This is a genomic window from Herminiimonas aquatilis (assembly GCF_042665175.1).
GTDB classification, from domain to species: Bacteria; Pseudomonadota; Gammaproteobacteria; order Burkholderiales; family Burkholderiaceae_D; genus Oxalicibacterium; species Oxalicibacterium aquatilis.
The window spans coordinates 1,066,068-1,084,215 of sequence record NZ_JBHTCC010000001.1 but is presented as its reverse complement, the minus strand read 5'-3'; the positions used below and the strand labels follow the sequence as shown (position 1 = coordinate 1,084,215).

Annotated in this window: 17 protein-coding genes; 10 read left to right on the top strand and 7 right to left on the bottom strand. The window is 53.8% G+C overall.

The window, feature by feature from the left end; translation table 11 throughout:
• Positions 1-41 precede the first annotated feature (41 nt).
• From ACFQO0_RS04950 to ACFQO0_RS04940, 3 genes are all read right to left on the bottom strand, one after another.
• Positions 42-818 carry a BPSS1780 family membrane protein gene (locus ACFQO0_RS04950; protein WP_382234019.1) on the bottom strand — a complete coding sequence of 259 codons (777 nt, stop codon included), beginning with the start codon at positions 816-818 and terminating at the stop codon, positions 42-44.
• Entirely contained in the window at positions 818-1,786 is a 969-nt protein-coding gene (locus ACFQO0_RS04945; RefSeq protein ID WP_382232917.1) for a homoserine kinase, read from the bottom strand. The genes ACFQO0_RS04950 and ACFQO0_RS04945 overlap by 1 nt, the downstream gene beginning before the upstream one ends.
• A 121-nt stretch (positions 1,787-1,907) precedes the next feature.
• Positions 1,908-2,315 carry a DUF2782 domain-containing protein gene (locus ACFQO0_RS04940; RefSeq protein WP_382232916.1) on the bottom strand — a complete coding sequence of 136 codons (408 nt, stop codon included), beginning with the start codon at positions 2,313-2,315 and terminating at the stop codon, positions 1,908-1,910.
• Positions 2,316-2,613: 298 nt separating this feature from the next.
• On the opposite strand from ACFQO0_RS04940, the gene polA reads away from it, so the two are divergent.
• From polA to ACFQO0_RS04925, 3 genes are all read left to right on the top strand, one after another.
• Entirely contained in the window at positions 2,614-5,373 is a 2,760-nt protein-coding gene (polA, locus tag ACFQO0_RS04935) for a DNA polymerase I (protein ID WP_382232915.1), read from the top strand.
• A gap of 108 nt (positions 5,374-5,481) precedes the next feature.
• Complete coding sequence (locus ACFQO0_RS04930; RefSeq protein WP_382232914.1) at positions 5,482-6,366, top strand: dienelactone hydrolase family protein; 885 nt, start codon at positions 5,482-5,484, stop codon at positions 6,364-6,366.
• A 145-nt stretch (positions 6,367-6,511) separates the two neighbouring features.
• Positions 6,512-7,306, top strand: a complete 795-nt coding sequence (locus tag ACFQO0_RS04925) for a ZIP family metal transporter (protein ID WP_382234017.1) — start codon at positions 6,512-6,514, stop codon at positions 7,304-7,306.
• A gap of 24 nt (positions 7,307-7,330) precedes the next feature.
• Here the strand turns inward: ACFQO0_RS04925 and ACFQO0_RS04920 are convergent, their stop codons facing one another.
• The 3 genes from ACFQO0_RS04920 to ACFQO0_RS04910 form a co-directional block, all read right to left on the bottom strand.
• Entirely contained in the window at positions 7,331-8,185 is an 855-nt protein-coding gene (locus ACFQO0_RS04920; protein ID WP_382232913.1) for a sulfurtransferase, read from the bottom strand.
• 40 nt (positions 8,186-8,225) lie between these two features.
• Positions 8,226-9,155 (bottom strand): DMT family transporter, encoded by a 930-nt coding sequence (locus ACFQO0_RS04915; RefSeq protein WP_382232912.1) that lies wholly within the window; start codon positions 9,153-9,155, stop codon positions 8,226-8,228.
• A gap of 87 nt (positions 9,156-9,242) precedes the next feature.
• Entirely contained in the window at positions 9,243-10,343 is a 1,101-nt protein-coding gene (locus tag ACFQO0_RS04910; RefSeq protein WP_112992789.1) for an aromatic ring-hydroxylating oxygenase subunit alpha, read from the bottom strand.
• Positions 10,344-10,486: 143 nt separating this feature from the next.
• Between ACFQO0_RS04910 and ACFQO0_RS04905 the strand changes: the two genes are divergently transcribed.
• From ACFQO0_RS04905 to folE2, 5 genes are all read left to right on the top strand, one after another.
• Complete coding sequence (locus ACFQO0_RS04905) at positions 10,487-10,642, top strand: hypothetical protein (RefSeq protein WP_382232911.1); 156 nt, start codon at positions 10,487-10,489, stop codon at positions 10,640-10,642.
• 67 nt (positions 10,643-10,709) lie between these two features.
• Positions 10,710-10,961: an exodeoxyribonuclease VII small subunit gene (locus tag ACFQO0_RS04900; protein WP_382232910.1), complete on the top strand. Its 252-nt coding sequence runs from the start codon at positions 10,710-10,712 to the stop codon at positions 10,959-10,961.
• Entirely contained in the window at positions 10,958-11,848 is an 891-nt protein-coding gene (locus tag ACFQO0_RS04895) for a polyprenyl synthetase family protein (protein WP_382232909.1), read from the top strand. Before ACFQO0_RS04900 ends, ACFQO0_RS04895 begins: the two co-directional genes overlap by 4 nt.
• A 1-nt stretch (position 11,849) precedes the next feature.
• Positions 11,850-13,721: a 1-deoxy-D-xylulose-5-phosphate synthase gene (dxs, locus tag ACFQO0_RS04890; protein WP_382232908.1), complete on the top strand. Its 1,872-nt coding sequence runs from the start codon at positions 11,850-11,852 to the stop codon at positions 13,719-13,721.
• Positions 13,722-13,796: 75 nt separating this feature from the next.
• A complete protein-coding gene (folE2, locus tag ACFQO0_RS04885) occupies positions 13,797-14,603 on the top strand; it encodes a GTP cyclohydrolase FolE2 (RefSeq protein WP_382232907.1) in 807 nt (268 codons plus the stop codon).
• A gap of 176 nt (positions 14,604-14,779) precedes the next feature.
• On the opposite strand, the gene ACFQO0_RS04880 is transcribed toward folE2, so the two are convergent.
• Positions 14,780-15,337: a cob(I)yrinic acid a,c-diamide adenosyltransferase gene (locus ACFQO0_RS04880; RefSeq protein WP_382232906.1), complete on the bottom strand. Its 558-nt coding sequence runs from the start codon at positions 15,335-15,337 to the stop codon at positions 14,780-14,782.
• Between the two features lie 117 nt (positions 15,338-15,454).
• Between ACFQO0_RS04880 and ACFQO0_RS04875 the strand changes: the two genes are divergently transcribed.
• Both ACFQO0_RS04875 and ACFQO0_RS04870 read left to right on the top strand, forming a co-directional pair.
• On the top strand, positions 15,455-16,348 hold the full coding sequence (locus ACFQO0_RS04875; RefSeq protein ID WP_382232905.1) for a LysR substrate-binding domain-containing protein: 894 nt from the start codon (positions 15,455-15,457) through the stop codon (positions 16,346-16,348).
• A gap of 238 nt (positions 16,349-16,586) precedes the next feature.
• Entirely contained in the window at positions 16,587-18,137 is a 1,551-nt protein-coding gene (locus ACFQO0_RS04870) for an FAD-linked oxidase C-terminal domain-containing protein (RefSeq protein ID WP_382232904.1), read from the top strand.
• Positions 18,138-18,148 lie beyond the last annotated feature (11 nt).

Here is an 18,148-nt window from a genome sequence, read left to right as displayed (position 1 = left end):
ACAGAATAGCGCTGCACGCGTATCAAGCGTGCAGCACTGTTTTATTTCGACGGTAGCGGTGTCGGCGGTGGCCCGAACAGATGCGTATAGCTCGGATAAAACGAGCAATACATGATGACAGTCAGCACCAGCGTAACTGGCATCAGAATGAAGATGGAAGCATTTGGCGAGTTCAGCAGCATGCCGAAAATCGAACTCACGATGACCGGGAATATCATCCCTATCGTGACCCATGCCAAACCGTAAATCAAAAATGCTTTACTGGCGCGACGTACCGCGAAGAAGCTGTAGAAAATCGCCTTGCCTACGCCCATGCCCTGCCATGCAATCAGCGGTGCCGCGTACCAGAACGCCATCGCCGCCGGTATATACACGACGGCAGAAAACAGCATCGCCAGCGTCATGTTGGAGTTGCGCACGGTTTCGGCATCAATCGCGATCTGACCTGTAATCGCCTGTACAAATACCCCGCCGTCTATCAGCGCGGATGCGCCGATAGCGATGATCGCGGCCAACAAATACAGTGAGCCGAGCTTGATCAGGTTGCGCACGTAAGGCGAGCGAAAGCCGACCAGCAGTAGATTGGGATACACTTTTTTGCCGGCTTCTATCTGTACGCAGGCATGCATGAAGGTCATCGAAAACAAGGGCACCAGTATCAGCGGCATCAGTTGGCCAATGACGGGAATGATGCCGAGGGCCAGCATCAGAAACATGTAGCCGAAGAACAATGTCGATAGCTCAGCAGGCTGCTTGCGGAACAAGGCAAAGCCTTCCGTCACCCAGAGCCAACCGGTTTTTGCAGGTAATTTTTCCATCATCCCGCCGTTGTAAAAAGTGCAGGTGCTGCCTGTTCGATACGCAAACGCAATATGCGTTCAAAATGTGCCGGATCGTGCGGTGTCAACATTTCAGCATCGCGCGGCATATGGAAATCATACAGCCGCGACAGCCAAAAGCGTAGCGCGCTGGCACGCAACATTGGTTGCCATGCAATTTGTTCTTCTGCGGTAAATGGGCGTATCTCGTGGTACGCATCCAGCATTGCCCGCACCCTTGCCTGATCGAATAGACCACTTTCTATATCGATGCACCAGTCGTTGACGGTGACGGCGACGTCGAATAGCCACGTGTCGCAACCGGCAAAATAAAAATCGAAGAAACCACTCAGCTGATCGCCGTCAAACATCACGTTATTGCGGAACAGGTCGGCATGGATAGGACCGTTAGGCAATTCCTTGAACACATCGGAAGCTGCAAATGCATTCTGGAAAGCCATTTCCTCGGTCAACAATTGCTTGTTGCTATCGAAAAGGTAGGGCAAGACGACAGGTGTGGTTTCATTCCACCAGCTGATGCCGCGCAGATTCGGCTGGCGAATTTCGAAATCTTCGGCCGCCATATGCATGCAGGCCAGCATCGCGCCGACAGCAGCGCAATGCACAGGTTGCGGTGCCAGTTCGCAATGACCTGCCAGTTTGGTCACAATCGAGGCTGGCTTGCCGTGTAATTCATTGATGATGGAACCCTTGCGATTGGCGATGGGCGCAGGAACAGAAACGCCCCCTTCAGCCAAATGGCGCATCAGGTTCAGATAGAACGGCAGTTGTTCGAACGTGAGTTTTTCAAACACGGTCAGCACGTATTCGCCGCGCTCGGTGGTGATGAAAAAGTTGCTGTTCTCGATGCCGGATGAAATGCCCTTGATCGCGAGCGCTTTGCCCAGATCGAATTGCGTGATCCACGAGGAAAGGTCGTCGAGACTGACCGGAGTAAAGACTGCCATGAGGATATTTAATGAGTATGTAAAAAAATGCGTATTAAAAAGACGCGTCATCCGAAAAGAAAAAAATAACGCACCGGAGTGCGTTATCTGACGGTTGCCGACAAACCTTGCTGCGGCTGCTTTATTTCACTGGTGCAGGTGCCAATGTCTGTGCCGGTTCTGCTGCAGTGGCGCTTTTCGGTCCACCGAAGGTGCCGACTTCAAATTGCACCGGGCGATTGGTATCGCTTTGGCCATCGCCGCGCATCGCGCCCGGCGTATCGTTTGGTTTTGCGTAATAAGTGGTTTTACCCGTTTGTACTTTTACTTCAGTGACTTTGCCCTGCGATCTTTTTTCGGTAATTTTCTTTTGTGTGTCAGGCTGACGGATCGTGACTGCCGGTGCTTCGCCTTCTTCCAGACGTTGCGTTTGCGGCGGTGCCGGCGCGAAATCCTTTGTCGGCGCAGTTGATTGCGCGCTGACAATCAGCGGTGTTGCGATTGCCGCTACGGAAATCGTAATAAGGGACCAAAATTTGGATGTGCGCATGATGTATGTATGAGCCGTCGTTGAAAGGAAACCAATATGGTTCATTGTAGCAAACCGGCCCCTGCCTGCAGCAAATAGTTCTGTTTGTGTTTCCTTTATGGTTAGCCGCCTGATGTCTTTCATTGCAATGCTTTCCATAATGCCAATCTTTGCGTGCTTCCCTTGTTGCGCCAGGATCGTGCACAGGCCAGAGCATCGCATTATTCGGCGATCTCAAACTCTGCCATAATCGTAGCCGTTTGCCATGCCTTGCATGCTCCCCAGTCAGTCGCCTTCCTTACCGAATTACCGAATCCCTATGAATAAAACTTTGTTATTAGTCGACGGCTCCAGCTATTTGTATCGTGCGTTTCACGCGATGCCGGATCTGCGCGGCCCGGAAGGGGCGCCTACCGGTGCCATCTACGGGATGATCAATATGCTGCGCCGCCTGCGCAAGGATTATCCGAGCGCGTACATGGCGTGCGTATTCGATGCCAAAGGCAAAACCTTTCGCGATGATTTATATGCTGAATACAAGGCGCAGCGCGCTTCCATGCCGGACGACCTGGTACGCCAGATCGAGCCCATCCATGAAGCGGTGCGCGCGATGGGCTGGCCGATCCTGATGATAGAAGGGATAGAAGCCGATGACGTGATCGCCACCCTTTCGGTCGAGGCAGTCAAGCATGGCATGACGACAGTGATTTCTACCGGCGACAAGGATTTGGCGCAGCTGGTCAATGAACACGTCACGCTGGTGAACACGATGAGCAATGAAAAGCTTGATCGGGACGGCGTGATTGCAAAATTTGGCGTGCCGCCAGAACGCATCGTCGATTACCTGACCCTGATAGGCGACACAGTCGACAACGTGCCGGGCGTAGAAAAAGTCGGGCCCAAAACTGCAGTCAAATGGCTGACACAATATGACACGCTGGATGGCATCGTCGCGCATGCGGCAGAGATCAAGGGTGTAGTCGGCGACAATCTGCGCCGTGCACTGGATTGGTTGCCGCAGGCGAAAGTCCTGATCACGGTGAAGACTGATTGCGATCTGTCCGCCCATATGCAATCGATTCCAGAATCCCTGACGCAGAAGCCGGAAGATATCGAGGCCATGATTGCCTTCTTCAAGCGCAATGGTTTCAAGAGCTGGTTGCGCGAGTTGAGTGAGCATGCCGATTCGCCGTCAGGCCAGAATACTGCGACCGGTGCCGCCACAGGAATTGCCCCGCAAGGCGCCTTGTTTGGCGAAGATTTGCTGGAAGTCGAAAAGCATTACGAGACCGTGTTGACCGAAGCCGACCTGGATCGTTGGCTGGATAAAATCAATGCGGCAATATTGACTGCGGTTGATACCGAGACCACTTCGCTGGAACCCATGCAGGCACAACTGGTTGGCATCTCATTGTGCTGTGAACCGGGCGTCGCCGCGTATATCCCGGTAGCGCATCGCTATCAGGATGCCCCGCAACAATTGTCGCGCGACCTGGTGCTGCAAAAGCTGCGCCCTTGGCTGGAAGATGAACACAAAGCCAAGCTTGGACAAAATCTAAAGTACGACAGCCATATTTTTGCGAATCATGGCATCAGCCTGCGCGGGATCCAGCATGACACTTTGCTGCAATCCTATGTGTTCGAATCGCATCGCAGCCACGACATGGATAGCCTCGCCTTGCGTCATTTGAGTCGCAAGACGATCACGTTCCAGGAAGTCTGCGGCAAGGGCGCATCGCAAATCTGTTTCGATCAGGTCGAGATTGCCCGTGCGACCGATTATGCGGCAGAGGATGCCGATATCACCTTGCAGCTGCATCAACGGATGTTCCCGCATGTGAGCGGCGACCCGGGCTTGACCTTTATTTATGAAAAAATCGAATTGCCGACTGCCGTTGTATTGCACAAAATAGAACGTAACGGTGTGCTGATCGATCCTGCCCTGCTGGCAACGCAATCGAATGAACTTGGCAAGCGCATGATGGAGATCGAGCAGGCAGCTTACGAACTGGCCGGCCAGCCATTCAACTTGAATTCACCCAAGCAGATAGGTGAAATTTTCTTTGAAAAATTGAAGCTGCCGGTCGTGAAAAAAACGCCATCCGGTACGCCGTCCACGGATGAGGAAGTGCTGCAAAAACTGGCTGAGGATTATCCGCTGCCGAAGGCCTTGCTCGAATATCGCGGTCTGGCAAAATTGAAGTCGACTTATACCGACAAACTGCCGAAAATGATCGATCCAACCACCGGCCGCGTGCATACGAATTATGCGCAAGCGGTCGCAGTCACCGGACGTTTGTCTTCGAATGAACCGAATCTGCAAAACATCCCGATCCGCAATGCAGAAGGGCGCCGCATACGCGAGGCATTCATTGCACCCGCCGGTAGCGTGATCGTATCTGCCGATTATTCACAAATCGAATTACGCATCATGGCGCACATCTCGGAAGATGAAAACATGTTGCGTGCGTTTGCAGAAGGGGAAGATATTCACCGTGCCACTGCGGCAGAAATTTTTGGTGTGCAGGCAACCGACGTCAGCAGCGAACAGCGGCGTTATGCGAAAGTCATCAACTTTGGTTTGATCTACGGCATGAGTGCATTCGGTCTGGCAGGCAATCTCGGCATTGAGCGTTCGGCGGCGCAGAGTTATATCGAAAAATACTTTTACCGTTTCTCCGGCGTCAAACGCTATATGGATGAAACACGCATGGAAGCAAAAGCGCGCGGCTATGTGCAAACGGTTTTCGGCCGTCGCCTGTGGCTGCCCGAAATCAATTCTCCCAACGGCCCGCGCCGCCAGGGTGCAGAGCGTGCGGCAATCAATGCGCCTATGCAGGGTACTGCTGCCGACTTGATCAAATTGGCGATGATCGCAGTGCAAGGCTGGCTGGAGTCTGAAAATTTGCAGTCAAAAATGATCATGCAGGTGCACGATGAACTGGTGCTCGAAGTGCCGGAAACGGAACTCGCATTGGTGCGTGAAAAATTACCGGAGTTGATGCGTAACGTCGCGCAACTGAAAGTGCCATTGATCGCTGAGGTTGGCGTAGGCAAAAACTGGGACCAGGCGCACTGATTTTGTCGTTTGCTCGACGTACTTAAGTTGCATGTGTAGCGGAAGTACGCCGCAGTAAATATTTTTCAAACTGGAAGATTGCATCACTTTAATTACTGGAGGATTGCCATGGAAAATTTGAAAGAAGATTTCGCTAGCTTGGTTGCCAAGACCCCTTTGTCCGATGGTGTAGATCGACGTGGTTTCATGAAAGCTGCGCTGGGTACCGGCTTTGCAGCGGCGGTGCTACCTGTGTGCGCACAAAGTGTAGTCAAGACCGATACGACTGGATTGATGACTGGTGAGGTGACTGTGATGGTCAATGGTCAGGCGGTGCCGGTTTATCGCGCGCAACCGGAAGGCAAAACCAATCTGCCGGTAATTCTGGTTATCTCGGAAATTTTTGGCGTGCATGAATATATCGCCGACGTCGCACGTCGCTTTGCGAAGCTGGGTTATTTGGCGTTGGCGCCGAGTCTGTTTGTGCGACAAGGCGATCCTGGTGCCTACAAAACGATTGCCGAATTGCAGAAGGAAGTCATTACCAAAGTGCCGGACGCACAAGTCATGACCGATCTGGATGCTGTCGTTGCATGGGCCAAGGCCAATGGCGGCAACACTGCGAAGCTAGGCATCACAGGTTTTTGCTGGGGTGGGCGCATCACGTGGATGTACTCCGCACATAATCCCAAGGTCAAAGCGGGTGTTGCGTGGTACGGCCGCCTGGTCGGTAACAGCACATCGCTGACGCCTACCCATCCTGTCGATATCGCGGCTAAATTAAAAACGCCGATACTCGGTTTGTATGGCGCGCAAGATGGCGGTATTCCTGTCACCACCGTAGTGGAAATGAAGGATGCATTGGCCAAGGGCAGCAGCAAATCGGAATTCATCGTGTTTAAAAATGCCGGCCATGCCTTCCATGCGGATTATCGTCCTAGTTATGTAGAGGCGGACGCCAAAGAAGGTTGGACACAGTGCATCGCATGGCTCAAAACTCACGGCGTTGCCTGAGGTAAGGTTACTGCACTTACACGCTTAACCGGGTTGTAACCGGCCCAGACAATCAAAACTGCGGCATGCGTTTCTGGCGTCATGCCGCAGTTTCATTTGCTGAAATGGGCCGGATATGTTCTAATTTGCAACCTTGTTGCATCTACTGAGATTCAAAATTAATTCCACGCTCGTTTCCATCCTGTTGACCACCGCCATCTCTGGCGTATTCAGCATTTCCGCTGCGGCTCTGTTTTCTTTTTCGCTGTTGTCGAAGCTGGTTGATCGCATGGTCAGCCTGTCGGTCGGAATTTTGCTGGCAACATCCTTGTTGCATGCCTTGCCGGAAGCTTTTGAATCAGACGCCGATGCGCACACATTATTCGCGGTGCTGCTCGGTGGTTTGCTGGCTTTTTTCCTGCTGGAGAAAATGGCGATCCTGCGTCACTCCCATCACCACGAACACGACGGTCACGGCCATCATCACGGCCATGACGCGCATGAGGCTGGCGCTTCCGGCTGGATGATACTGGTGGGTGACAGCCTGCACAATTTCACCGATGGCATTTTGATTGCGGCAGCTTTCCTGGCCGATCCTCATCTGGGTATCATGACCGGGCTGGCGATTATCGCGCATGAGATCCCACAGGAAATCGGCGACTTCATCGTGTTGCTGAACGCAGGTTTTACGCGCACCCGCGCCTACGTATACAACATCATTTCCGGCTTGATGGCCGTCGTCGGTGGCGTGGTCGGATATCTGTTGCTGGACAGTGCGCAGTCATGGATACCCTACGTGCTGGTGTTCGCCTCGTCCGGATTTATCTACATCGCGGTCAGCGATTTGATGCCACAAATGCAGCGCCGTGCATCGATGAGTGAGACCGTGCCGCAAGTGCTGTTGATTGCACTTGGTGTCGGCATCGTTTTATTTTTGACCGGGCATTCGCACGCACATTGAACGAGTGTGCGCTGCATCCAGGATCTAGACGGTTTGAGCGACTGGCCGTGCCGGGTCGCTGCACCATTCACTCCATGAACCGGGATACAGTGCAGATCCGGTCAGTCCCGCAACCTCCAGTGCCAGCAGATTGTGACAGGCGGTGACACCCGAGCCGCATTGCATGACGGCGGTTTCCGGGTTCTTGATCAATTCACTGAGTTCGCTACGCAATTGATCCGCAGATTTGAAGCGGCCATCATCTTGCAAATTTTCCTTGAAGAAGCGGTTTTTCGCGCCTGGAATGTGTCCGCCTACGGGATCGATGGTTTCATTCTCGCCGCGGAAACGATCTGGTGCACGTGCGTCGATGATGGTATGTACAGAGGCTGACAAACCTTTCAGCAAGTCATCGGCGCTGACCGATGTGACGAGTGATGGTTGGACCGTCAACGTGCCCAAAGTGCGTGGCGATGGCTCGGTCGATAAAAACATGTCCGATGCCTGCCAAGCCTGCAAGCCGCCATCCAGCACCGCAACAGCGTTGTGTCCGACCCAGCGCAGCATCCACCACAGCCGTGCGGCGAACATGCCGCCATGTGCATCGTAGGCAACGACTTGCGTGTCATCGTTTATTCCCAAACGTCTGAGTGTCAGTATGAAGGCAGTACGATCCGGCAGCGGGTGGCGCCCGAGGAATGTGCCGTCGGCACTAATTTTTTCGCCAGACAGATCGCGATCCAGATGCACAAATTGCGCATTCGGAATATGACCGTTTTCGTAAGCGTCGCGACCGAAGTCAGGATTGCCCAGATCATGGCGGCAATCGAGTACGACCCAGGCAGGATCGAAGAGGTGTGCTGCCAGTTCAGTTGCGGAAACCAGTGTCGTAAAAGCCATTCTTGTTTCTCCGGTTAGGTGTGTTGCAAACAGGTGGCGATCAGAGCTCTACGGCGATTGGATCTACCGGCGGTGCCGCTTTGCTTTGCGCAGTGCTGCGAATATTGTAGAACGTCGCGACCAGACCGCTGATCAGAATGATGGCGATGCCCAGCCAGCCATAGATGCCCAGTACATCATTCCAGACCACGATGCCCCACAAACTTGAAAAGACGATTCCCGTGTATTGCAGGTTTGCTGTCACCAGCGTGTTGCCGAGTCTGTAGGCGCGCGTCATTGCCATCTGCGCCATCGCGGCGAACACGCCTATGCTCAGCAGCAGCGTAATGCCATAAGCAGAATGCGCGCGCAGTATGCTCACCGGTTGTTCGTGCAAGCCGGGGCCGAACAGGCAGCCGAGAAAACCTGCCAGCAGACCGGTAGCAGAAAAATAAAACACCACGCGTGATTCGGGTTCGCCCAGTTGCCCGAGATGCCGTACCTGCAGGTAAGCGAGCGCCGATAGCGCGCCGGAACGCAATCCGATCAAGCCGCCCAGCCATTGATCGTCATGTATCGATGGCCGCAACAGCAAGGTCACGCCGATGAAGCTGGCAATGATCGCGCTAACCAGACCCCATTCAAAGCGCCGTTTGCCGATACGCCATGCCGCAAAAAACAGGATGCCGGAAATCCAGATCGGCGCCATGTAATTGAGTGTCATCGCAGTTGCCAGCGGCAGCAGGCTGATGGCATAAAACCATAACCAGACCGCGACTGTGCCGACTATGCAGCGCCATCCATGTTGCCAGACGTAAGTGGTTTTCAGGCTGCCGTTCTGACGCAGGATCAACGCATAAATGAAGACCACGCCGACCAGGCCGCGATACATCAGAATTTCGGCAACGGTATAAGTTTCGGACGCCAGTTTTACGCACACGCCCATGATGGCAAAGGTGAAGGTGGCGAACAGCATCCAGAGTGATTGCATGAGAGGTGCTGCTAAAAGTGAGGTGAAAAAGAGGGGTGAAGCAGGGGGCACATGCAGTGATGCATGTGCCCCTAAAAGATAATTGATTTAGACGTCGAGCTGACGGCGATACCATTCATGGAAGTGCTGCATGCCGTCTTCCATCGGTGATTGATAAGGCCCGACTTCATTGACGCCTCTATCCATCAGGATCTTGCGGCCGGCATCCATGCGCAAGGCGATTTCGTCATCTTCTTCGCAGGTTTCCATATACGCGGCGCGTTCGGCTGCGATGAAGTCGCGTTCGAAATGGACGATTTCTTCCGGATAGTAAAACTCGACCACATTGCGCGTTTTCTGCGGACCGTTAGGCCACACGGTCGAGACAACCAGTACGTGCGGGTACCACTCAACCATGATGTTCGGATAGAGCGTTAGCCAGATCGCGCCGTAAGGTGGTGCTACGCCGCCGCGGAATTGCAATATCTGTTCTTGCCACTTTTGATAAGTCGGCGAACCGTGCTTGGCCAATGCGTTGTGTACGCCGACGGTTTGCACGCTGTACTGGTCGCCGAATTCCCATTTCAAATCATCGCAGCTGACGAAGCTGCCGAGACCCGGATGGAAGGGCTCTACGTGGTAATCCTCCAGATACACTTCGATGAAGGTTTTCCAGTTGTAATCGCATTCGTGCACTTCAACATGATCCAGCATGTAGCCGCTGAAATCGAGATCCTTGGTGACCCCAAGATTGCCCAGAATCTTGGCAACGTCGACGCCATTTCGCTCGAACAGCAATCCGTTCCAGTTTTGCAGCGGAGTATTGGACAGGTTCAGGCAAGGCGTTTCGCCGAAATGCGGCGCGCCTATCAATTCACCCTTGAGATCGTACGTCCAGCGATGCAGCGGGCAGACAATATTGTTGGCATGGCCACGGCCATTGAACATTTTCGCCTGGCGGTGACGGCAGACGTTGGAAAGCAATTCAATACCTTGCGGATTGCGTACCAGCATGCGGCCTTCGTTTTCCCACGCGAGCGTGGCAAAGTCGCCGACATTCGGCACCATCAATTCATGACCCGCATAACGCGGACCATCGCGGAACAATTGCTGAATTTCCTGCTTCAACAGCGCTTCGTCAAAATAGACGTTGACTGGAAGTTGCGCGTTAGAGCGCGCGAGTTTGGCGAGATTAGCCAGATCGGACATCCCCACCCCCAAATTAATTTGCACCAACCTAGAAGGAAAGAATCCGCAAAAACCTTAGATCAAACGAGATAAAGAGGCAATTTTGGACAGAACCGACGATTATACCCGAGACTATTAACGTGGGCGGAGATGCAGGCGGGTTTTTGGCAAGCAGCTTCGACCGCTTGGCAAAAAGAAAAGATTTGGCCGCACCTCCTGGAAATGCCCATGTCGGGGTTGCCTGTTTTGAGTTTTTCAAACAAATAAAGTGCCATTTCCTGCAAAAACAGCGGTTTTTCCAGCTTGAAACAGCTGCATAAGCTGCGTTTATCCGCAGCTTTGGATGGATTGCTCTAAAATAACGGGCTAAACCTTTTCGCTATTCCTATGTCAAAAAAACTAACTTCCGCTGCACTGCCTTCGTCATTTGAAGAAGCGATGGCAGAGCTTGATCAATTGGTCGCCCGCATGGAGGCGGGCGAGTTGCCGCTGGAAGCATCGGTCGCTGCCTACAAGCGCGGTTCGGAACTGGTCAAATATTGCGCTGCTCAGCTGGAAAAAGTCGACAGTCAAGTCAAAGTACTGGAAGGCGATATGCTGAAGCCATTTAACGCCGAGCGTATTGAGGCGGATGAATGACGGAACAATCCTTTGATGGGTGGATGAAAGCAATTCAGGTCGAGATGGAAGCCGCGTTGGTGAAGTTTTTACCCCCAGTGACACAAAAGCCAGCGCGTTTACATGAAGCGATGCATTACGCGGTGCTGGATGGCGGCAAGCGCGTTCGTCCCTTGCTGGTACATGCAGCCGGCGCCTTGTTCGATGCAGACGCCGCCGAGTTGGCTCGCGCTGCGGCAGCTGTTGAAATGATTCATGCGTATTCGCTGGTGCATGACGACATGCCGTGCATGGATGACGACGCGCTACGTCGCGGCAAGCCAACCGTGCATGTGAAATACGATGAAGCGTGCGCGCTGCTGGTGGGCGATGCATTGCAAGCGCAAGCGTTTGAAATATTGGCCGAAGGTGGACTTGATGCGGCGCGTCAACTCGCGATGTTGCGCATGCTGGCAAAGGCGGCCGGCTCGCTCGGCATGTGTGGCGGCCAGGCAATCGATTTGGCGAGCGTCGGTTTGACCTTGTCACTCGAAGAGCTGGAGCAGATGCACACGCTGAAAACCGGTGCGTTATTGCGCGTATCGGTATTGCTGGGTGCGCTCGCCGGCAAGTCGCTGTCTGATGGTGAGGTTGCAGCGCTGGATCAGTATTCCAGCGCAATTGGTTTGGCGTTTCAGGTAGTCGACGATGTGCTGGATGCGACGGCAGATTCGGCTACTTTGGGTAAAACCGCCGGCAAGGATGCGGCCGATAACAAGCCTACCTATGTATCAATTCTGGGCCTGCAACAATCGCAGGCTCTGGCAGAAAAATTGCGCACCGATGCATATCGGGCGCTGGAACAGTTCGGAGACAAAGCACGGCGCCTGCGAGAACTCGCAGACTTGATCGTGCAGCGGAAGGCCTAGTATGAATTTGCTTGAAACAATAAATGATCCTGCCGAGATTCGGCACCTCTCGCGAGCGCAGCTCAAGCAGCTGGCGGACGAGTTGCGTGCGTTCGTCATTGAATCCGTAGCGCAAACTGGCGGTCACCTGTCGTCCAATCTTGGTACGGTGGAACTGACGATCGCGCTGCATAATGTATTCAACACTCCGGAAGATCGCATCGTGTGGGACGTCGGCCATCAAACCTATCCGCACAAGATATTGACCGGACGTCGTGAGCAGATGCACTCGTTGCGTCAACGCGATGGCATTTCCGGCTTCCCGCGCCGTGATGAAAGTCCTTACGATACTTTCGGTACCGCACATTCATCGACCTCGATTTCTGCTGCTCTGGGCATGGCGCTGGCCGCCAAAACCAAAGGCGAAGACAGGCATGCGATCGCCGTGATTGGCGACGGTGCGATGACGGCCGGGATGGCGTTCGAGGCGATGAATAACGCCGGCATCCACGACGACATCAACCTGCTGGTCGTGTTGAACGATAACGATATGTCGATCTCGCCGCCAGTCGGCGCCTTGAATCGCTATCTGGCGCGCCTGATGTCCGGCCAGTTTTATGCTGCGGCGAAAAACGTCGGCAAGACAGTATTGCCGGCGCCTGTGCGCGAACTGGCAAAACGCTTTGAAGAACATGCAAAGGGAATGATCGTGCCGGCCACGATGTTTGAAGAATTCGGCTTCAATTACATCGGTCCTATCGACGGTCATGATCTGGATTCCCTGATTCCGACCTTGCAGAATCTGAAGCATTTGAAGGGCCCGCAATTCCTGCACGTTGTGACGAAGAAAGGCCAGGGCTACAAATTGGCAGAAGCCGATCCGGTGCTGTATCACGGCCCGGGCAAATTCGATCCTGCCGAAGGCATCAAACCGACCGGCGCCAAGAAAGTGACTTACACGAGTGTCTTCGGTGACTGGCTATGCGATATGGCTGCGGCCGATAAACGCTTGATCGGGATTACACCGGCGATGCGTGAAGGCTCAGGCATGGTTGAATTCGAACGCCGCTTCCCGGATCGATATTTCGACGTGGGCATTGCCGAGCAACATGCAGTGACGTTTGCCGCCGGTATGGCGTGCGAGGGTTTGAAGCCGGTTGTTGCGATTTATTCGACCTTCCTGCAGCGCGGCTACGATCAATTGATCCACGACGTTGCACTGCAGAATCTGGATGTGACTTTCGCGCTGGACCGTGCCGGACTGGTCGGCGCTGATGGCGCGACCCATGCCGGCAACTACGATATTGCCTATTTGCGTTGCATTCCGAACATGGTCGTGATGGCCGCTTCGGACGAAAATGAGTGTCGTCAGATGCTCTCCACCGGTTTCCAATACAATGGGCCGGCAGCAGTGCGTTATCCACGCGGCGGCGGCATAGGCGCCAAGGTGCTCAATACGCTGGAAACGATCCCGCTCGGCACTGGCGAAGTCCGCCGTGAAGGCAAAAGCATCGCGATCCTTGCATTTGGCACGATGGTGGCGCCTAGCTTGCAGGCCGCAGAGGAATTGGATGCCACCGTGGCGAATATGCGTTTCGTCAAGCCGCTGGATGTCGAATTGCTCAAGCGCCTGGCTGCCACGCATGATGCATTGGTGACGGTGGAAGAGGGTTCTATCATGGGCGGCGCGGGAGCGGCAGTGGCAGAGGCAATGGCAGCAGAAGGTATCGTCAAGCCGCTATTGAATCTGGGCTTGCCCGACCAATTTATCGATCATGGCGATGTCGGTCAGTTGCTGGCTTCGTGCGGTTTGGATGCCAAGGGCATAGCGGCGTCGATCAATTTGCGTTTTGGCAAAGGCCAGCCGCGGCTGGTTGTGAACAACAAGAAATAAGCAACACGTAACAAGAAATTAGCAATTAGCTACCGTGCGGCGCTGCAAGTGCGTCGCCTACTTTAAGGTTCTGTGATGAATACTCGCGATCTCGGCATGAGCGCTATCCCTGATGTACAAAGCACGCCGGATACTCGGCATATTGCGATTCAACGCGTTGGCGTCAAAGGCGTGCGCTATCCGATCACGATCAAAACGTCGTCGGGTGTCCAACCTTCTGTCGGTACATGGAATATGTATGTGCAATTGGCAGAAGAGCAAAAAGGCACGCATATGTCGCGCTTCATCGCGCTGCTTGAAGACAATACCCAGCCTTTCGACGTCCCCGTTTTTACTGAATTGATGCATAAAATGCTGGCCTTGCTTGATGCAGAGGCGGGCCGGATTGAAGTGTCATTCCCGTATTTCATCAACAAGACTGCACCGGTATCCGGCGTACAAAGCTTGATGGATTATGAAGTGGGTCTGACCGGCGAAATCAAGAATGGCGCACTGGAAGTCACCCTGAAGGTGTTGGTGCCGGTGACCAGTCTGTGCCCATGCTCGAAAAAGATTTCTGCCTACGGCGCGCACAATCAGCGTTCGCACATCACCGTACATGCAGTGTTGAATGGTGACCTGGTGGTGGAAGATTTGATCGCCAAGATTGAAGAACAGGCATCTTGTGAACTATATGGTTTGCTGAAGCGCCCTGATGAAAAGTACGTGACGGAACGTGCTTACGACAATCCGAAATTTGTCGAAGATCTGGTGCGCGATGTTGCAGTGATGTTGAATAATGAAGAACGTGTTTTGGCTTATACGCTGGAAGCGGAAAATTTTGAGTCGATTCATAATCATTCCGCTTATGCGTTGATTGAGAGCGATAAGCGAGTGAAATAAATTTTTGCTTGATTTGATGAAAAGCTGTTCGGCGTTTTGCGCTGAACGGCTTTTTTTTCGTATTGCGAGTGTTTGCATGGTTTCTTTTCGTCGTTGAGTTGTCCGGCTACTCCCGGCAAGTAACGACGAAGAAACGTCAGCGTCAATTACCGCATAACGAACCAAACCAATAAAAATCAAATATCTCGAACTCTTTCCTTCTCCCACAAAACATCCCCCGCACCCGCATACCGATTCAACACTCGCGATAAAACAAACAGCAAATCCGACAGTCGATTCATGTACTGACGTGGATTGTCATTCATCTTTTCCGCCTTGCCCAAGCTGACAATCGCCCGTTCTGCGCGACGGCATACGGTGCGGCATACATGTGCCTGCGCGGCTGCGCGTGAGCCGGCCGGCAGGATGAATTCCTGCAGCGACGGCAGGTCGGCATTGTATTTCGCCAGCAAGGCGTCCAGACGCGCGACTTGTGCGTCGTGAATCAAGGTATAGCCCGGGATGCACAACTCGCCGCCCATATCGAACAGATCGTGCTGGATGGAGATCAGTTCTTCGCGCAATGCCGGCGCCATGTCTTCGCACAGCAGCAAGCCTAGATGCGAATTCAATTCGTCGACGTCGCCCATCGCGTGCACGCGTAGCGCGTCCTTGTCGACGCGGCTGCCGTCGCCCAAACCTGTGGTGCCGTTATCGCCGGTGCGGGTGGTGATTTTTGAAAGTCGATTGCCCATAGGAGAGAAAAAAGAGAGTAAGAGAGAAGTAGCGAGGATACGGCAAAACGATCTAGTCGTCGCGACCCGGTGAACCCGGTAAAATCACTGCTTCGCAACCGACGATTGATGGATTCAATGGCAATTAGACTCCCACCTGTACATGCGCTTTCTGCCTTTGAGGCGGCGGCGCGCCACGGTTCGTTTGCGCTGGCAGCGGAAGAGTTGTGCATTACACCTTCTGCCTTTTCGCACCGGATTCGCCTGCTCGAAGATTTCGTGGGTGAGCGCCTTTTTTTGCGTGATGGCCGCAGCGTCAGCTTGACTGAATTCGGCCGTCGCTATCTGGATGTGGTGCGCGGTGCGTTGAGTTCGCTGGCGGACTTCCCTTTGCCGCATCGTCATGCGACAGGACAGTTAAAGGTCAAGGTGACGGTGCCGCCCACTTTTGCGCGTTACCTGTTTTTGCCGAATCTGCATGAGTTCATGAGCTTGCATCCGGATATCACGATCGAAACTTATCTGTCAGTGCCCTTGTATGACATGAGCCTGTCGGAAACCGATATCGAAGTCCGTTTCGGTGCCGGCAAGTATCCTGACCTGGTAACTGAAAAGCTGTTTGAAGAACCGGCGTTTCCGGTTGTGAGTCCGGCTTACCTTGAGCAAATCGGCGGATTAAATTCACCGGCAGATTTGCAGAAAGCGCAATTGCTGCGCTCGGCGCTGGAGCCTTGGCAGCCATGGTTTGAAGTGGCCGGACTGGATTGGCCTGAGCCAGCCGCTGGTTTGCGGATTGATGATTTGGGTTTGTTATTGGAGGCGGTTCGACACGGCTATGGCGTGGCGCTGACGCGACAACATTTTGCCGCTGAGATGATTGCCCGCGGCGATATCGTGCCTCTATTTGATTTGCAATTGACTACGCCGCAGCATGCGTATTACCTGGTTTATGAACGCAATCTGCGCGAACGGCCTGAGGTCGCCTTGTTGCTGGATTGGATGAGAGCGCGCTTCAGCATGGCGCTTCCCTGACGCTGACCGCGAGTTCTGATTTTTGAAAAAAGCGCACTATTGCGGCTATCTTGGCGGCAATAGTGCGCTTTTGTGTATGGGTTGAATATTTTTCACTTTGGCGAGGAAAGCTTTCAGTCAAATTCCACGTTTCAAACCGCCCGTTTGTAGCCGCATTCGTTACACTGTAATCAGCAAAGTTAGTACAGAATTTGCAGCAAGATCGGTGTGATTCAATAGAGTAATGGATGCGGGATTGATGATGAATATGACTTCGGCAGCACCGGTTCCGGCGGAGCCCACGCTCACAGCGCCCGTGTCGCCTCCTTCCATTTTGGCGCCTGCATTTTCAGTCGCGCATCAGCGCCGGGTGGTGGATGCCTTGCGTGCCGTGTTGCCCGAACATTGCGTGCTCTTCAACGAAGAAGACACGCGGCCCTATGAATGCGACGGACTGGCTGCGTATGCGCAACTACCCATGGTCGTGGTTTTGCCCAATACGGAAGAGCAGGTCATCGCGATTCTCAAAATATGCCATGCATTGAAAGTGCAAATCGTGCCGCGCGGCGCAGGTACCGGTTTGTCCGGCGGCGCACTGCCGATTGCCGATGGCATCGTGTTGTCGACCGCCAGGATGAACAAGATCGTCAAGGTCGATGCGTATGCCCGTACTGCGATCGTGCAGCCAGGGGTACGCAATCTGGCGATTTCCGAAGCGGTCGCACCTCTCGGTTTGTATTACGCGCCTGATCCCTCTTCGCAAATCGCCTGCACCATAGGCGGCAACGTTGCTGAAAATTCCGGCGGCGTACATTGCCTTAAATATGGTTTGACCGTACACAATGTGATGCGTGTGCGCGTCGTCACGATAGAAGGCGAAGTGATTGAGCTGGGTGGCGCTGCGCTGGACGCGCCCGGCCTTGATCTGCTGTCGGTCTTTGTCGGCTCGGAAGGCATGCTCGGCATGGTCACCGAGGTGACGGTCAAACTGATTCCAAAACCCAAGCTGGCACGCGTGATTCTGGCTTCCTTCGATGATGTGGTCAAAGGCGGTAATGCGGTGGCGAGTGTGATCGCCGCCGGCATCATTCCGGCTGGCCTGGAGATGATGGACAAGACGTCCACGCGCATGGTTGAACCCTTTGTCAAAGCTGGTTATGACATGGATGCCGAGGCGATTTTGCTGTGCGAATCAGACGGTATTCCGGAAGAAGTCGAAGAAGAAATCGCGCGCATGACCGAGGTGTTGAAACACTCGGGTGCGACTGCAATTGCCGTGTCGCGCGACGAGGCCGAGCGCTTGCGCTTCTGGTCCGGTCGCAAGAATGCCTTCCCCGCAGCCGGTCGCATTTCCCCCGATTATTACTGCATCGACGGCACCATTCCACGTCGCAGTCTGGCCGATGTGTTGACCGGCATTGCGCAGATGGAAATCAAATACGGCTTGCGCTGCGCCAATGTATTTCACGCCGGCGATGGCAATCTGCACCCCCTGATTTTGTTCGATGCCAATACCGAAGGTGAATTTCATCGTGCCGAATTATTCGGCGCCGAGATCCTGGAAATGTGTGTCGCCGTCGGCGGCACCATCACCGGCGAACACGGGGTTGGCATGGAAAAAATCAATCAGATGTGTGTACAGTTTTCGCGTGCGGAAATGGATGCCTTCCTCAGCGTCAAACGCGCCTTCGACCCCGTCTCGCTGCTCAATCCGAACAAGGCGATTCCTACGCTACAGCGCTGTGCCGAGTACGGCAAGATGCACGTCAAGCGCGGCATGCTGAAGTTTCCCGATCTGCCACGCTTTTAATCTTTCAGGTC

Bases quoted from the DNA above. Each gene is read 5' to 3' on its own strand.
- ACFQO0_RS04895 (WP_382232909.1), top strand. From the start codon at position 10,958: ATGACGGAACAATCCTTTGATGGGTGGATGAAAGCAATTCAGGTCGAG.
- polA (WP_382232915.1), top strand. From the start codon at position 2,614: ATGAATAAAACTTTGTTATTAGTCGACGGCTCCAGCTATTTGTATCGT.
- ACFQO0_RS04875 (WP_382232905.1), top strand. From the start codon at position 15,455: ATGGCAATTAGACTCCCACCTGTACATGCGCTTTCTGCCTTTGAGGCG.
- ACFQO0_RS04930 (WP_382232914.1), top strand. From the start codon at position 5,482: ATGGAAAATTTGAAAGAAGATTTCGCTAGCTTGGTTGCCAAGACCCCT.
- ACFQO0_RS04910 (WP_112992789.1), bottom strand. From the start codon at position 10,343: ATGTCCGATCTGGCTAATCTCGCCAAACTCGCGCGCTCTAACGCGCAA.
- dxs (WP_382232908.1), top strand. From the start codon at position 11,850: ATGAATTTGCTTGAAACAATAAATGATCCTGCCGAGATTCGGCACCTC.
- ACFQO0_RS04940 (WP_382232916.1), bottom strand. From the start codon at position 2,315: ATGCGCACATCCAAATTTTGGTCCCTTATTACGATTTCCGTAGCGGCA.
- ACFQO0_RS04900 (WP_382232910.1), top strand. From the start codon at position 10,710: ATGTCAAAAAAACTAACTTCCGCTGCACTGCCTTCGTCATTTGAAGAA.
- ACFQO0_RS04920 (WP_382232913.1), bottom strand. From the start codon at position 8,185: ATGGCTTTTACGACACTGGTTTCCGCAACTGAACTGGCAGCACACCTC.
- ACFQO0_RS04945 (WP_382232917.1), bottom strand. From the start codon at position 1,786: ATGGCAGTCTTTACTCCGGTCAGTCTCGACGACCTTTCCTCGTGGATC.
- ACFQO0_RS04870 (WP_382232904.1), top strand. From the start codon at position 16,587: ATGATGAATATGACTTCGGCAGCACCGGTTCCGGCGGAGCCCACGCTC.
- ACFQO0_RS04915 (WP_382232912.1), bottom strand. From the start codon at position 9,155: ATGCAATCACTCTGGATGCTGTTCGCCACCTTCACCTTTGCCATCATG.
- ACFQO0_RS04880 (WP_382232906.1), bottom strand. From the start codon at position 15,337: ATGGGCAATCGACTTTCAAAAATCACCACCCGCACCGGCGATAACGGC.
- folE2 (WP_382232907.1), top strand. From the start codon at position 13,797: ATGAATACTCGCGATCTCGGCATGAGCGCTATCCCTGATGTACAAAGC.
- ACFQO0_RS04950 (WP_382234019.1), bottom strand. From the start codon at position 818: ATGGAAAAATTACCTGCAAAAACCGGTTGGCTCTGGGTGACGGAAGGC.